This window comes from Amycolatopsis sp. NPDC006131, assembly GCF_040614175.1.
Taxonomy (GTDB): Bacteria; Actinomycetota; Actinomycetes; order Mycobacteriales; family Pseudonocardiaceae; genus Amycolatopsis_E; species Amycolatopsis_E tucumanensis.
In genome coordinates, this window is the sequence record NZ_JBEXTX010000056.1 from 1 (window position 1) to 14,401 (window position 14,401).

General features: G+C 71.6%; 14 protein-coding genes and 1 pseudogene. 2 read left to right on the top strand and 13 right to left on the bottom strand.

Annotated features, from left to right (window positions below; genetic code table 11):
* Positions 1–114: 114 nt before the first annotated feature.
* Positions 115–291, top strand: a pseudogene (locus tag ABZ215_RS25775) (SDR family oxidoreductase); the annotation flags it as partial.
* Between the two features lie 495 nt (positions 292–786).
* Here the strand turns inward: ABZ215_RS25775 and ABZ215_RS25780 are convergent.
* The 13 genes from ABZ215_RS25780 to ABZ215_RS25840 form a co-directional block, all read right to left on the bottom strand.
* Positions 787–1,581, bottom strand: a complete 795-nt coding sequence (locus ABZ215_RS25780) for an MBL fold metallo-hydrolase (RefSeq protein ID WP_354952267.1) — start codon at positions 1,579–1,581, stop codon at positions 787–789.
* A 22-nt stretch (positions 1,582–1,603) separates the two neighbouring features.
* Positions 1,604–3,217 (bottom strand): long-chain-fatty-acid--CoA ligase, encoded by a 1,614-nt coding sequence (locus ABZ215_RS25785; protein ID WP_354952269.1) that lies wholly within the window; start codon positions 3,215–3,217, stop codon positions 1,604–1,606.
* A 14-nt stretch (positions 3,218–3,231) separates the two neighbouring features.
* On the bottom strand, positions 3,232–4,209 hold the full coding sequence (locus ABZ215_RS25790) for an NADPH:quinone reductase (RefSeq protein WP_354952271.1): 978 nt from the start codon (positions 4,207–4,209) through the stop codon (positions 3,232–3,234).
* A gap of 19 nt (positions 4,210–4,228) precedes the next feature.
* Positions 4,229–5,191, bottom strand: coding sequence for an NAD(P)-dependent oxidoreductase (locus ABZ215_RS25795; protein ID WP_354952273.1), 963 nt, complete (start codon positions 5,189–5,191; stop codon positions 4,229–4,231).
* Between the two features lie 10 nt (positions 5,192–5,201).
* Positions 5,202–6,014, bottom strand: coding sequence for an SDR family NAD(P)-dependent oxidoreductase (locus ABZ215_RS25800; RefSeq protein ID WP_020417145.1), 813 nt, complete (start codon positions 6,012–6,014; stop codon positions 5,202–5,204).
* Between the two features lie 3 nt (positions 6,015–6,017).
* Entirely contained in the window at positions 6,018–7,274 is a 1,257-nt protein-coding gene (locus tag ABZ215_RS25805) for an MFS transporter (protein WP_354952275.1), read from the bottom strand.
* Between the two features lie 100 nt (positions 7,275–7,374).
* Entirely contained in the window at positions 7,375–8,562 is a 1,188-nt protein-coding gene (locus ABZ215_RS25810) for an LLM class flavin-dependent oxidoreductase (RefSeq protein ID WP_020417147.1), read from the bottom strand.
* 29 nt (positions 8,563–8,591) lie between these two features.
* Positions 8,592–9,389 carry an alpha/beta hydrolase gene (locus ABZ215_RS25815; RefSeq protein ID WP_354952277.1) on the bottom strand — a complete coding sequence of 266 codons (798 nt, stop codon included), beginning with the start codon at positions 9,387–9,389 and terminating at the stop codon, positions 8,592–8,594.
* Between the two features lie 101 nt (positions 9,390–9,490).
* On the bottom strand, positions 9,491–10,738 hold the full coding sequence (locus tag ABZ215_RS25820; protein WP_237336599.1) for an acyl-CoA dehydrogenase family protein: 1,248 nt from the start codon (positions 10,736–10,738) through the stop codon (positions 9,491–9,493).
* Positions 10,738–11,760: a phosphotransferase family protein gene (locus ABZ215_RS25825; RefSeq protein ID WP_354952279.1), complete on the bottom strand. Its 1,023-nt coding sequence runs from the start codon at positions 11,758–11,760 to the stop codon at positions 10,738–10,740. Before ABZ215_RS25825 ends, ABZ215_RS25820 begins: the two co-directional genes overlap by 1 nt.
* Positions 11,757–12,530 carry an SDR family oxidoreductase gene (locus tag ABZ215_RS25830; protein WP_354952281.1) on the bottom strand — a complete coding sequence of 258 codons (774 nt, stop codon included), beginning with the start codon at positions 12,528–12,530 and terminating at the stop codon, positions 11,757–11,759. The genes ABZ215_RS25825 and ABZ215_RS25830 overlap by 4 nt, the downstream gene beginning before the upstream one ends.
* Complete coding sequence (locus tag ABZ215_RS25835) at positions 12,527–13,285, bottom strand: SDR family oxidoreductase (RefSeq protein ID WP_237336641.1); 759 nt, start codon at positions 13,283–13,285, stop codon at positions 12,527–12,529. The genes ABZ215_RS25830 and ABZ215_RS25835 overlap by 4 nt, the downstream gene beginning before the upstream one ends.
* A gap of 2 nt (positions 13,286–13,287) precedes the next feature.
* Positions 13,288–13,572, bottom strand: a complete 285-nt coding sequence (locus ABZ215_RS25840) for a hypothetical protein (protein WP_237336602.1) — start codon at positions 13,570–13,572, stop codon at positions 13,288–13,290.
* 229 nt (positions 13,573–13,801) lie between these two features.
* On the opposite strand from ABZ215_RS25840, the gene ABZ215_RS25845 reads away from it, so the two are divergent.
* On the top strand, positions 13,802–14,398 hold the full coding sequence (locus tag ABZ215_RS25845; RefSeq protein WP_354952283.1) for a QsdR family transcriptional regulator: 597 nt from the start codon (positions 13,802–13,804) through the stop codon (positions 14,396–14,398).
* Positions 14,399–14,401: the final 3 nt, after the last annotated feature.

A 14,401-nucleotide genomic window follows, 5' to 3' on the forward strand; every position in this document is an offset into this window, starting at 1 on the left:
ACGCGATCCGGAACTACCAGGCGCCGATCCCGCGCCGGGGGCGGCCGGAGGAGATCGCCTCGCTGATCCGCTACCTGCTCGGCCCGGGGGCGGGCGGACCGGGCGGCGGCCGGCGGGCTCACCGAGGAGCAGGTCCGCGCCCAGCTGGCCGCGACGACGAGCCTCCGGCGTCTCGTCACCGCGGAGGAGGTCGCGGACGTGGTCGTGTTCCTGTGCTCGCCCCGGGCGGCCGCCGTGACGGGAGACGCGGTGTCCGTGGCGGGCGGCAACCGCGGAGCGGTGCACTACTGAAGCGAGATCACGGCTGTGGTGCCAGGGCGTGCTCGACAGAGGTTCTGGCGGGTAGCTGGGATGGCGCTGGTCGCGTCGGGGGTTTGTGGGCATTGCTCAGAGATGTGCTGCCGGCACGGGATCCCGTGGCGGGATGCGCCGGCGGTGTTCGGGCCCTGGCAAACGATGTGGACCTGGCACCCTGGCCGCCCAGGCGCCTGGGATGTGGTGCTCCACCATCGGCCGCCCCCGGGCGCCCGCACACCAAGATCCACCGGCTGGCCGACTGCAACGGCCGCTCCCCTGGTCACCCTGTTCACCGAGGGCCAGGCCGGGGACCCCGACGTTCGAGCCGCTGATGGCCACCTGAAAAGTCCCCGCCCCGGCGGCGGCCTGCCCCGCGGGCACCAACGCACCGCCATCCTCATCCACGACGTCATCACCTGAACAGAAGAGCCCTGTCGGACGCGCCCTGGCTGGTTGTGCCGCCCATGACCGTGGGCGGCACAACCAGCACTACGCCCAGGAGAACCGGCGCAGTCCGTCGGCCGTGATCAGGCGGCCGAAGGACAGCTCGGGGAAGTGCGCGGGGGCGAACGGGTCGCCCGTAGCGGCCAGCTCGTCGGCGATGCGTTCGCGGATGGCGTTGGCCGCGGCCCGGTCCACGTCGAACATCCCTTCCCATTCCGGGTCGGTGAGCTCCCCGACCGTGTGCACCACGTCGCCGAGCAGGAGCGCGCGCTCGCCGGAGTCGCTGACCACGAACACGGTCGAGCCCGGGGTGTGCCCCGGCGCGGGCCGCGCGAGGAGACCGGGCACCAGCTCGGTCTCCTCGTCGAACGTCTCCAGCCGCCCCTCGATCGGGGCCAGCGTTTCCTGCAGGACGGGATCGGCCGTGGAGCCGGTCATGAAGTACGCCCAGTCCGCCTCGTGCACCCGGAACGTCGCGCGCGGGAACGTCACCTCGCCGCGGACCGTCGCCCAGCCGACGTGATCCGGGTGCAGATGCGTGAAGACCACGTCGGTGACGTCCTCGGGCGTGACCCCGGCCCGGCGCAGGTTCGCCGGCAGCCGGCCTGTCACGAACCCCTCGTGCACGAAGTCGTCACCCGCTCCGGCGTCGACCAGGATCGTCCGGTCCCCCAGCCGCACGAGGAACGCCCCGATGTCCATGTGGATCCGGCCGTGCTCGTCCAGCGGCTGGTGCGCACAGTCCCACCGCGCGTCCCGCCGGTGGGTCACGGTGTTCCCGATCGGCAACCTCGCGGTGCCGTCGAGGATCGGGACGATGTCGACGTTTCCTACCTTCATCGGTTCCTTCCAGTCACTCCGGTCAGCCGCGGACGCGCAGGGCCTCCCCCGACCATTCCTGTTCGCGCAGTTCGTACTTCTGCACCTTCCCGGTGGAGGTCTTGGGCAGTTCGGCGACGATCTCGACCTCGCGCGGCGCCTTGTAGCGGGCGATGAGCGACCGCACGTGCGCGATCAGCTCGCTCTCCGAAGGGTTCCTCCCCGGCCGCGGCACCACGAAGGCCTTGGGCCGCTCACCCCACCGCGGGTCCGGGACACCGATCACGGCGACCTCGAGGACGTCGGGGTGCGCGGCGATGGCGTGCTCGACCTCGATGGTCGAGATGTTCTCGCCGCCGGAGATGATCACGTCCTTGGCCCGGTCCCGAAGCTCCACGTACCCGTCCGGGTGCATCACCCCGAGGTCCCCGGAGTGGAACCAGCCACCGGCGAACGCCCGTTCCGTGCCCTCGGGATCGTTGAAGTAGCCCTGCATCACGTTGTTGCCGCGCATGACGATCTCACCCATGGTCCGCCCGTCCCAGGGAACGTCGCGCAAGTTCCCATCCACCACCCGGACCTCGTCCGCCTGCAGCATCCCCACCCCCTGCCTGGCCCGCAGTTTCGCGCGCTCCTCCGGCGCCAGGTCGTCCCACTCCCGCTGGTACTCGTTCACCGCGTACGGGCCGTAGGTTTCGGTCAGGCCGTACACGTGCACGATCCGGAAGCCCATCCGCTCCATCTGCAGGATCGTGGTGGGGCTCGGCGGCGCTCCCGCGGTGGTGACGACGAGCCGGTGGTCGAGCTGGTGGGCCGGCTCGGCCCGCATGATCGTGGTGACGACCGTGGGCGCCCCGTTGAGGTGGGTGATCCGGTGGCGGTCGATGAGCTCCCACACCCGGTCCCCGCGCACCTCACGCAGGCAGATCTGGGTCCCGCCCGCCGCGACCAGCGCCCACGTCGTGCACCAGCCGTTGCAGTGGAACATCGGCAGCGTCCACAGGTAGACGCTGTCCGCGTCGTGTCCGGAGTGGAAGATCTCGCCGAAGGAGTTCAGGTACGCGCCGCGGTGGGTGTAGACCACGCCCTTGGGCCGTCCCGTCGTGCCCGAGGTGTAGTTGATCGAAATGGGCGATCGCTCGTCGTCGACCGCCCACACCAGCTCGTCCTCCTCGTCCGCGGCGGCGAGGAGGTCGGCGAACGCGACCGCGCCGGGGACCTCGACGGTCGCCTCGGGACCGAGCGGGTCGGCAGCCACGGCGATCGTCCGCACCGTGTCCAGCGACCCGGCGATCGGCGCGATCGTGGCGGCGTACCCGGCGTCGACGACGAGCACGGTCGCGCCCGAGTGATCGAGGATGTAGCGGACCTCCTCAGGCGCCAGCCGGGTGTTGATCGCGACCAGCACCGCACCGGCCAGCGGCACGGCGAAGTGGGCGGCCAGCATCTCCGGCACGTTGGGCATGAGGTAGGCGACGCGGTCGCCCGGCCGCACTCCGGCGGCGCGCAGCATCCGCGCCCGCCGCTCCACGCGCGCGGCGAACTCCCGGTAGGTCCAGGCCTCGTCGCCGTGCACGACGGCGACCTTGCCGGCGTGCACGTTCGCCGAACGCCGCAGGAACGACAGCGGCGTCAGCTGGGTGATCCCGGTGTCCATCCGTGTGCTCCCCTTCAGTGCTCGCCCACGCGCAGGATGACTTTCCCCGTCGGCGCCTGCTCGGCCACCTCGTGCGCCCGCACCACCTCGTCCAGGCCGTGCGGCAGCACCGGCAGAGCGGACAGCGCGCCGTTCGCGAGTGCGTCGGAAGTCCACCGGATCGCGGCCGCCAGCCGCTCCGGGGACACCCCGTAGAGCAGCACGAACTCCAGCGTCGTGTTCGCCTTCATGAACTCGCCCACGGGCAGGGACAGCTCCCCCTCCGCGGCGTAGACGGCGATGGTGCCGGGGGCGCCGAGCACGGCCACGTCGAGGTCCAGGTTCGCCCCGAGCGCGACCTCGACGACCCGGTCGACGGGCCCGGCGAAGTCGCGGATGCGCCGGGCCGCGTCCGCGTCGGTGTAGCGGACGACGAAGTCGGCTCCGGCCTTTTCCGCCAATGCGCGCTTCTCGTCGGAGCTCACCGTGGCCACCACCCGCGCGCCCGCGTGCTTGGCCAGCTCGATGGCGAAATGCCCCACCGCGCCCGCTCCCCCGGCGACGAGGACCGTCCGCCCCGCCAGCGCCGCGGGATTCCCGCCCAGGCAGTGCGCGGCGGTCAGCGCCGGAACGCCGAGACACGCGCCCAGGTCGTCGGATGCGCCGTCGGGCAACGGCACCGCCCGCGCCGCGGGGACGACCGCGAACTCGGCCGCCGTCCCGTAGCGGTTGTGGAACGCCGCCAGGTACAGCCAAACTCGTTGCCCCACTTGGAGGCCGGTGACGCCGTCGCCGACCGCGTCGACCACACCGGCGCCATCGTGGTGGGGCACCTGGAACCAGTCGGGCGTGCGCCCGGCGAATCCCGCCCGGGTCTTCCAGTCGGTGGGGTTGACACCCGAGGTGGCGATCCGGACCCGGACCTGGCCCGGACCGGGCTCAGGCACCTCGAGCTCGACGACTTCGAGCACCTCCGCCGCGGGACCGGGACGACGGTAGACCGCTGCTCTCATGCCCGCACCACCTGCCTGTTCACGCGAGCCGGGTTCGAACGAGCTCGTGGTAGTGCCGGATCGCGCGGTCCGGGTCGTAGCGGGGACGCCATCCAAACTCCTTCTCCATCCGGGTTCCATCCAGCGCCATGTAGTAGCTGTCGGCCATCTGCATCGGGTTCAGCCCGGGCCCCACGTCGAGCGCCGCGCCGGGAATGACCCGGCGGATCGCGTCCGCGAAGTCGTGCATCGACACCGGGTGCCCCGCGGCCACGTTGTAGGCCTGGTGGCGCAGCGGCCCGGGAGCCAGCGCGACACACGCGATGGCGTCGGCGACGTCGAGGACGTAGATGATGTCGTCCCGCTCGTCCCCGCCCTGCTCGATCGTGAAACCGCGGCCCGAGGCCAGCAGCTCGACCATCGAGCTGTAGGTGTTGATCGGGCCGGCGTGCCGCTGCAGCCTGCCCGGGCCGAAGATCGTGGCGAACCGCAGGCTGACGCACTCCACTTCGGAGTTGCGCCCGTACCACGCCACCACGTTCTCCGCGGCCGCCTTGGTGATGCCGTACATGCCGGTCGGCCGCAGCTCGTCGTCTTCGCGCACGGCCTCGTAGGTGGGAAACCCGCGCTTGCCCGTCGCCGGCGCGTACACCGCCTTCGAGCTGGTGTAGACGACCCGCCGCGCACCCGCCGCCACCGCGGCGGCGCACACCGCGGCGGTGCCGCCGACGTTCACCGCGATCGCGGTGTGCGGATCCCGTTCGCAGTCGACGAAAGCCGCGAGATGGATGACGCAGTCCGGCCGCAGGCGCAGGGCGGCGTCGGTGAAATCGTCCGCGTCGCGGATGTCGCCGACGACGAGCTCGACCCGGTCCGCCACATCCTCGATCAGCGACGTGTCGTCCCGGCTTTCGAACACGGCCACCTCGTGGCCGCGGCCCAGCAGCTCCCGGACCACCCAGGCGCCGTTGACGCCCAGCCCGCCCGTCACCAGGAAACGCATGCCGGCTCCTTCACTGTCCGGCCAGGCGCCGGAACGACGGGACCATGGGCGCGTAGGCGGACATGCCGCCGTCCACGACCAGCACCTGCCCGTTGATGAACGACGACTCGGGCGAGGCCAGGAACAGGGCGGCCATCGCGACGTCGTCCGGCCTGCCCAGCCGCGGCGTCGCGACGTGATCCAGCAGCACCTCGGTCTGCGCCGCGGAGAACATCTTCTCGGTCGCGGGCGAGACGATGTGCCCAGGCGCGAGGACGTTGCACCGGATCCCCTGCTTGCCGTACTCGACGGCCAGCGACTTCGACAACCCGATCACCCCGGCCTTCGCGGTCGCGTAGGCCGGGCGGCCTTCGAGGGAAAGCCAGGCGGCCAGGGAAGAAGCGTTGGTGATGCTGCCCCCGCCCGCGCGGACCATGTGCGGCAGGACGTGTTTGGCGGTCAGGACGCAGCCCAGCAGGTCCACGCGCAGCTGCCCCAGCCACACCGACAGGTCGGCCTCGGCGACGAAGACGTCCTCGGCCACCAGACTCCGTTCGGAGGCGTAGTTCTGGAGCACGTCCACCCCGCCGAAGCGCTCGACCGCGAACTCGACGGCGCCGGCGACCTGAACCTCGTCCGAGACGTCCGCGGCGAACGGCTCGGCGACACCACCGTCCTCCCGGATCCGGTCCACCGTCGCCGACGCCTTGGACTTGTCCACGTCCACGACGAGGACCTTCGCGCCTTCGCGGGCGAACACCTCGGCCGTCGCCGCTCCGATACCCGAACCCGCACCCGTCACCAGCGCTGACTTGCCCGTCAGCCGCCCCGCGGCAGACCCCATGCTTCAACTCCTCCCGCGCGCCCGGCGATCCACCGACGCGATCACGACGACCAAGGTGATGACGCCTGCCGCGACCATGTACCAGGCCGGCGACGTCTTGTTCCCGGAAAGCTCGATCAGCAGGGTCGCCACGAACGGCGCGGTACCGGCGAAGATCGCCGAACCGAATCCGTAGGCGATCCCGAACCCGGACGCCCTGACCTTCGTCGGGAACAGCTCCGCGAACAGCGCCGGGATGGCGCCGCCGAACGCGGCGACCGGGATCCACAGGACGAGCTGTCCCAGCAGCGCCGGGCCGAACCCGGTCAGGCCGATGATGAGCAGACTCGGGTAGGGCAGGACCACCGCCAGGACGCACGCGAAGACCAGGACCGGCTTCCTGCCGTAGGTGTCCGAGAGGCGCCCGAACGCGACCACCAGGAAGATCCCGGCCGTGGTGGCGATGATGACCGTGCTCAGCGCCTGCACCGCGGACAGTCCCACGACGCTGCGGATGTAGGTGAGCGCGAACACCTGGACCGTGGACGAGGCGATGTTGAAGCCGACGCAGATCCCGATCACGATCAGGAACGCCCGCCAGTGCTGGGTGAACAACGTGCGCAGCGGGCTGCGCTCCTGGGCGTTGCCTGCCTTGAGCTCCTCGAACTCCGGCGACTCCGCGATGCGGTAGCGCAGGTAGAGGCCGATGACCAGCAGCGGGAACCCGAGCAGGAACGGGATCCGCCAGCCCCAGCTGTCGAGGTCGCCCGGAGACAGCGACACCGTCATGATCAGGACCACGACGGCGCCGAGCACGCTGCCGAGCGTCGAGGAGAAGAAGGCGAAGGAGCCGTACAGCCCACGGCGGTGCGGGGGCGCGTGCTCGACGAGGAAGCTGGCCGATGTCCCGAACTCCCCGCCGACGGACAACCCCTGGAGCAGCCGCGCGACACACAGGAGCACCGGTGCGACGATCCCCGCCTGCGGATACGTCGGCATGACGCCGATGAGCACGGTGGTCACACCCATGATCAGCACCGCGATCGCCAGGGACACCTTGCGCCCGCGCCGGTCCGCGAGCCGCCCGAACACGACGGCGCCCACCGGCCGCATGACGAAGCCGACCGCGAACAACGCCAACGTCGACAGGATCGCGGCGAGCGGCTCACCCGAGGGGAAGAACAGCTTCGAGATGACCGGTGTGAGCGACGCGAAAATCGCGAAATCGTAGAACTCGAGAGCGTTTCCGGAGCCGGCGGCGATGATCGACCGGCGCGCCACAGCGCTGTGCCGCGGCGTTCCCGTTCCCGGGGAAACCCTGTCTTCCGAATCCAGCGGGGATGGTTGGGACATCGTTGTCCTCCGATAGGCAGCAGTTACCCTACTTCGACTGAACGGCGAGCCCGCCCGTCACGCGGTCGACCAAGGGCGCGACACCCTCGGCGAAGTTGGCGATCCCCCGGACCGTGTCCTCGTGCCCGAGGTGACCGGCCTGGCCCATGAGCAGCAGGTGCCCGAACCCGCCGACGTGCTCGTAGAAGCGCTCGATCTGCCCGGCTACGGTGGCGGCGCTGCCGGCGAACACGATTCCGCGTTCGATGAGCTCGGCGAGCGACATCGCGGTCACGTCGGGGATCGGCGAGGACGCCGGGGAGCCGGGCATCGACGTCAACGGTCCCCGCAGGCCCACGGCCCGGACGTGGTAGGGCAGGTATCCCGGCGGGTAGGCGAACTGCTTGGCCACCTTGTTGCTGTGCAGGTACCAGAGCAGTTCGCGGGCTCCTTCGAAGCCCTCCTCGTCGGTCCGTCCGGTGTAGACCAGCGCCGCGTAGCCGAACATCTCGTCGCCCGGCGCGGGCTTGCCCGTCGCGGCGCAGTGGTCGCGGTAGGCCTGGAACACCGCCCTGGTCCCGTCGAACCCCGACAGGAAGGTGCCGACCCGGTAGCCGTGGTCGGCGATCCTCGGCACGCTGGCCGGGTTCACCGCGGTGACCCACACGGGCGGGCCGGGCTGCTGGTGGGGCCTCGGCCAGATGTTGACCTGGCGGTGGTGGAAGAACTCGCCCTCCCAGTTGAACGGGCCGTCGTGCGCCGACCAGGCTCGCGTGATGAGCTCGACCGCCTCCCACATGCGCTCGGACATCCGCACCGGCCGGGAATTGGTGGCGGCGACCTCGTACTGCACGCCCCGCACGAATCCGGCCTCGAGACGGCCGTGGCTGAGCAGGTCCAGCAGGGCCATTTCCTCGGCGATGCGCACGGGGTCGGTGCGGTTCGCGACGGGGTTGCCCAGGATCAGGATCCGCGCATTGGTGGTGAGCCGCGCGAGCGCTCCGGCGATCACGGGAGCGGCGGAGTTCATGCACGTCGCGGTCGAGTGGTGTTCGTTGACCATCACGTTCAGCCCGCATTCGTCCGCGACCTGCCACTCGCGGATGTAGCGGTCCCACAGCGCCGCGGCGCGAGCGGGGTCGATGACGCCGTTGGGCAGGGTGACCCGCACCGATTCGTAGGTCTCGGGGTCCGGCAGGTACGGGTAGGCCGCTTCGCTGAAATGCCAGTACTGCACGGGAACGCTCCCTTTCTGGTTGGTCGGGGTCAGGCGGCGGAGGCGGAGATCAGCTCGGCGATCTCCGCCGGGCATTCCACCTGTGCGCGGTGCCCGGCCCGGTCGAGGCGCTCGAAACGCGCGCCGGGGATCCGCGCGGCCAGCCCGTGGCCGTAGCCGGGCGCGACGATGCCGTCCTGCCCGCCCCAGATCACCAGGGACGGCACGCGGATGCGCCACAGCCAGTGGCGCAGCCGCGGGTTGTGCAGGTAGGGCTCCCAGCCGTACAACGCGAGAGCCTCTTCGTTGCGCGCCACCTCGAGAACGTCCTCGTCCCGCGCGTGCGCGAGGTCGCCCAGCGCGAAGCTCGTGTCCGCGTAGAGGCGCTTGTCCAGCTCGGTCCGCGGCATCGCGAAGAGGTCGGCGATCTCGCGGTCGAGCGGTCCGCCGAGCTTGACCCCCACCGAGCCGACGAGCACGAGACGGCCGATCCGCGCGCAGCTCCGCACCGCCATCTCCATGGCGACCCAGCCGCCGAACTGGAGGCCGACGACGGTGACGTCGGTCAGCCCGGACCGGTCCAGCCAGTCGAGGTAGAGGTAGGCCAGGTCGTCGACGGAGGTGCACCAGTCCGGCCGGGGCGAACGGCCGAAGCCCGGGTGACTCGGCGCGACCACGGAGTAGTCCTTCGCGAGCGCCGCCACGAACGCGGCGTTCTCCTCGGCCCGCTCTGCGCCGGGCAGGACCAGGGCGACCCGGCTGCCGTTGCCCGCGCGGCGAGCGTCGAGGTGCACGCCGGCCCCGAACTCGACGCCGGCCTCGGCGCCGACAAGATCGAGCGTCTGCACAATGCCTCCCAACAATGCCCCCGGCGGGGCCTGGTAGCTGAAGCTTGCCGCCCGGCGGCGGCGAAGACTGTGACCTGGGTCCGGGACTTCGGCCGGGCTCGCTACCGCTGCGCCGCGGGTGCCGGTCGCCGAGCCGAGGCGGCCTTGCGCAGTTCGCGGCGGGCGAGGGCGTCCTTGTGGACCTCGTCCGGCCCGTCGACGAATCGGAGCATGCGGGCGAGGGCGTAGCCGTAGGCGAGCGGGAAGTCCTGCGACAACCCACCCCCGCCGTGCACCTGGATCGCCTTGTCGAGCACCCACTGGACGGTCACCGGGGTCGCGATCTTGATCGCCTGGATCTCGGTGTGCGCGGCCTTGTTGCCCCGCGTGTCCATCAGCCAGGCCGCCTTGAGGGTGAGCAGGCGCAGCTGCTCGATCCGGACGCGGGATTCGGCGATCCAGTCGCGGACGACTCCCTGGCCGGACAGCGGCTTGCCGAACGCGACCCGCTCCTCCGCGCGGGCGCACATCAGCTCGAGCGCGCGTTCGGCCACCCCGATCGCCCGCATGCAGTGGTGGATGCGGCCAGGGCCGAGCCGGGCCTGTGCGATCGCGAAGCCGTCGCCTTCGCCACCGATGAGGTTTCCGGCGGGCACCCGGACGTCGTCGAAACGCAGTTCGGCGTGCCCACCGTGTTCGCGGTCGTCGTAGCCCAGGACGCGCATCGCCCGGGTCACGCGGACGCCGGGCGTGTCCCGCGGGACGAGGATCATGGACTGCTGGCGGTGCCGCTCGGCGTGCGGATCGGTCTTGCCCATGACGACGAAGATCGCGGCGTTCGGGTTCATCGCCCCGGTGATCCACCACTTGCGCCCGTTGATCACGTAGTGGTCGCCGTCGCGCTCGATGCGGGTGGCGACGTTGGTGGCGTCGGAGGACGCGACATCGGGTTCGGTCATCGCGAACGACGACCGGATCCGCCCGGACAACAGCGGTTCCAGCCACTGGCGTTTCTGCGCGTCGGTGCCGAACTGCGAGAGCAGTTCCATGTTGCCGGTGTCCGGTGCGGCGCAGTTGAGCGCGGCGGGCGCCAGGTGCGGGCTCCGGCCGGTGATCTCGGCCAGCGGCGCGTACTGCTGGTTGGTGAGGCCGGCGCCGTCCGCCCCGGGGAGGAACAGGTTCCAAAGCCCCCGGTTGCGCGCCTCCGCCCGCAGTTCGGACAGCACGGGTGCGGAGTCCCACGCCCACGGATCGTCCAGCTCGGACAGTTGCCGTTCGAACACCGGCTCCGCCGGGTGGACGTGCGTCTCCATGAACTCCAGGAGCCGCCCGCGCAGGTCCTCGGTGCGATCGTCGTAGCCGAAGTGCATCAGCCGTCCTCCTTCAGGGCAGCCAGCCCGATCTCCAGCAGGGGCCCGGTCAGCGCGCCGATCCCGTCGAACCCGGCGCCCACGGTCTGCCCGTGCAGGCGCCGGTGGCGGATCCCCTCGACGATCGCCGCCAGCTTGTAGCAGGCGAGGCCGAGGTGGAAGCCGAAGTGCGCCGGGTCGCGGCCACTGCGCGAGCGGTACCGCGCTCGCACTTCGTCCTCGGTGAGGTGTCCCGGCGCCGAGGCGGCGTCGGTGACGAGGTCCCCGCCCGGGAGCCGGCTCAGTTTCTGGTAGGCGATCAGCAGTGCGAGGTCCGTCAGCGGATCGCCGATCGTGGCCATCTCCCAGTCGATCACGGCCGTCAGGCGGTCGGCGGAGTCGACGAGCACGTTGTCGAGGCGGTAGTCACCGTGCACGATGCCGACCCCGGAATGGGCAGGGACGTTCGACGCCAGCCGGGAGCGCAGTTCCCCGGCCGACCGCAGGTCGCCGCTGCCGGCTGCCGCCAGCTGCGCGCTCCAGCGCCGCACCTGCCGGTCCAGGAACCCGTCGGCGCGACCGAAGTCCGCCAGCCCCACCTCGGCCGGGTCGACGTCGTGCAGCGCCACCAGCGTGTCGACGAGGCGAAGCGAGATCCGGCGAACCCGGTCCGGCCCGAGCCGCGCCAGCGCCGCCGCGCTCCGGAACGGGGTCCCGCCGACCTTCTCCATGAGGTAGAAGGGCGCCCCGATCACCGAGTCGTCCGTGCACAGCGCGTACATCGCGGGCACCGGCACGGCGGTGCCCTCCAGCGCGGCCATGACCCGGTATTCGCGCGCCACGTCGTGAGCGGTGGCGGGCACGGGTCCGACCGGCGGCCTGCGCAGCACCCAGGCGCGCTCGCCGTCACCGACCTCGTACGTCAGGTTCGACCGGCCGCCCGCGAGGAGGCGCGCCGACAGCGTGGGCCCGGCCTGCCCCGGCCGCTCGGCCGCGAGCCAGCCGGCCAGCCTGGTCAGGTCCAGGCCCGGAAGGCGACTCACCGGGCCGCCCGTTCCAGGTGCCGCTGCAGCTTGTTCATCCCGCCGAGCCAGCGGTCGGTGTCGGCGGCCCGGTTTCGGTAGTGGTCTCCTGCCTCGGGATGCGGGAGGATCAGGAAGCGGTCGTCGTGCAGCGCCCGCCACGTCACCTCGGCCACGTCCTCGGGGGTCACCGCGCCGTCGGCCAGCACCGACCGCATGGGACCGCTGGCCGCGAGCATGCCGGTCCGCACCCCCTGCGGACAGATCGCTTGGACCACGATCCCGCGGTGCCGGTAGGTCGCGGACAGCCACTCGGCGAAGGCGACCACAGCGTGTTTGCTCACCGAGTAGGTCGCGGTCCCGAGCGCGGTCAGCAGCCCCGCCGCCGACGCGGTCACCACGAACCGCCCGCGGCCACGCTCCAGCCACTCCGGCACCAGCAGCCGGGCGGCGCGGACGTGCGCCATCGTGTTGACCTCCCAGCTCGCCGCCCAGGCTGCCTCGCTGGCGTCCAGGCCGTAGCCGCGGACGACGCCCGCATTGGCGAACCAGGCGTCGACCTGGCCGAGGTGACCGCGCGCGGCCGACACGAGGGCCACGGCCCCGGCCACGGACGCGGCGTCGCCCGGCACCGCGAGCGCACCGATCTCCGCGGCCGCCGCCTCCGTCGCGACGGGATCCAGGTCGTTCACCACGACGCGCGCTCCCCCGGCGGCCAGCCGCGCGGCCAGCGCCTTGCCGATCCCGCCCGCGGCGCCGGTGACGACGACGCCCTGACCCGCGACCGTCATGCGGTCGCCCCGGCCAGGGTCACGCCGCCGTCGACGACGAGCAGGTGGCCGGTCAGCAACGACGCGTCCGCCGACAGCAGGAACGCGACGGCCCCGCCGATATCGTCCGGCTCGCCCAGGCGCTTGAGCGGGTAGGCCGCCGCCAGCTGCTCCTCCCGGCCTTCGTACAGGGCCGCGGCGAACTTGGTCTTCACCACCGCGGGCGCGACGGCGTTCACCCGGATGCGCGGGCCCAGCTCGACGGCCAGCAGCCTGGTCATCGCGACGAGCATGGCCTTGCTGGCGCCGTAGAAGCCGACACCCGGCGCGGGCGCAATCGCCGAATGGGACGCGACGTTCACGACCGCCCCGCCGTGCTCCCCCATCCACGCGCGGTGCGCGTGCTGCACCCAGGACAACGCCGCGATGCAGTTGACCTCGACGACCTTGCGGGCCACATCGAGGTCGAGCTCGACCATCGGCCCGTACCACGGGTTGACGCCCGCGTTGTTCACCAGCATGTCGAGACTGCCGAACCGTTCCACGGCCTGACCGGCCGCCTCCGCCTGGTGCGCGGTGTCGTCGGCCTTGCCCGCCACGGCGAGCGCCACCTCCGGGCCACCGAGGCGAGCGACGGCCTCCTCCAGCGCCTCCTTCTTGCGCGCGGTGATCACCACCCGCGCTCCTTCGGCGACCAGCCGTTCGGCGATGGCGAACCCGATGCCGCGGCTGGCACCGGTGACGATCGCGGTCCTGCCGTCGAACTTCCCGGGCACGGTCACCGCCCCCAGGAGACGTGCGCCCGGACCCGGCCACCGTCGGCGCTGACCCAGCCCTGGCGTGCGGCGTGGGCGAGCATGCGGGTGAACCCGTCGTGCCAGTCCTGATCACGATCACCAGCGGCGGAGCGCAGCCAGGAGACGTCGAGCCAGACGTGGTCGCCGGCGACCTCGCCCGCACCGGCGGCTTCCAGTGCCCGCGACAGGAGCTCCCACCGCGGCGAGCCCGCCGCGGCACGGACCGACAACGCGCCCAGGTCTTCGGCCCTGTCCAGCTGTGGCACCCCTGGTCCACCGTCGGGTACGTACACCACCATCTCCGCTCACCCTCGCCGTTCCGGTCTCGTTCCGTGAGCAGGAGTCTGGTGTGGTGCCGGGCCGCTGACTGTGACCTGGATCCGGGAGTTGGGGAAGGCCCGCGTCCTCAGCGCACGGGCCGACGGCACCGGCGCCGCTTCGGCGGCCGGACCAGGATGCCGCCTGGTGTCCCACGCACCGGCTAGGCTGCGGTTCATGCCTGCCGCGCGACGCCAGACCGCATCCCCGCCGCACCGGGACGAGGCGGCGCCGGCTTCCCAGGGGCGGGAAGCGGCGATCCGGCTGGCGCGGCGGCAGTTCCGCAGCGGAACGCGGATCGAAATGCAGGCACTGGCCAACGAGCTCGGCGTGAGCCGGATGACGCTGAACCGCTGGGTCGGGAGCCGGGACCGCCTGCTGGGCGAGGTGAACTGGTCCCTGGCGAAACCCACCCTCGACCGCTGCCGGCTCCAGTCCAGGGCGACCGGGATCGACGCCGTGGCCCAGACCCTCGAGGGGTTCATCGCCAGTGTCCTGGATGCGCCGTTCATGAAGACGTTCCTGCAGCAGGAAGGTGAGATCGCGCTGCGGATCCTCACCACCCGCAGCAGCGAACTCCAGCACAACTTCATCGGGTACGTGGCCGACCTGCTGCGCGACGAGCTGCCTGATCCGCCCGGCGGGCTCCCGGTCGAGGATCTCGCCTACCTCGTGGTCCGCATCGCCGAGTCGTTCTGCTACGTCGACATGATCACCGGCGGCGAGCCGGATGCCGCCAAGGTCGGCGCGGCGATCCGACGGCTGCTGTCCTGATCG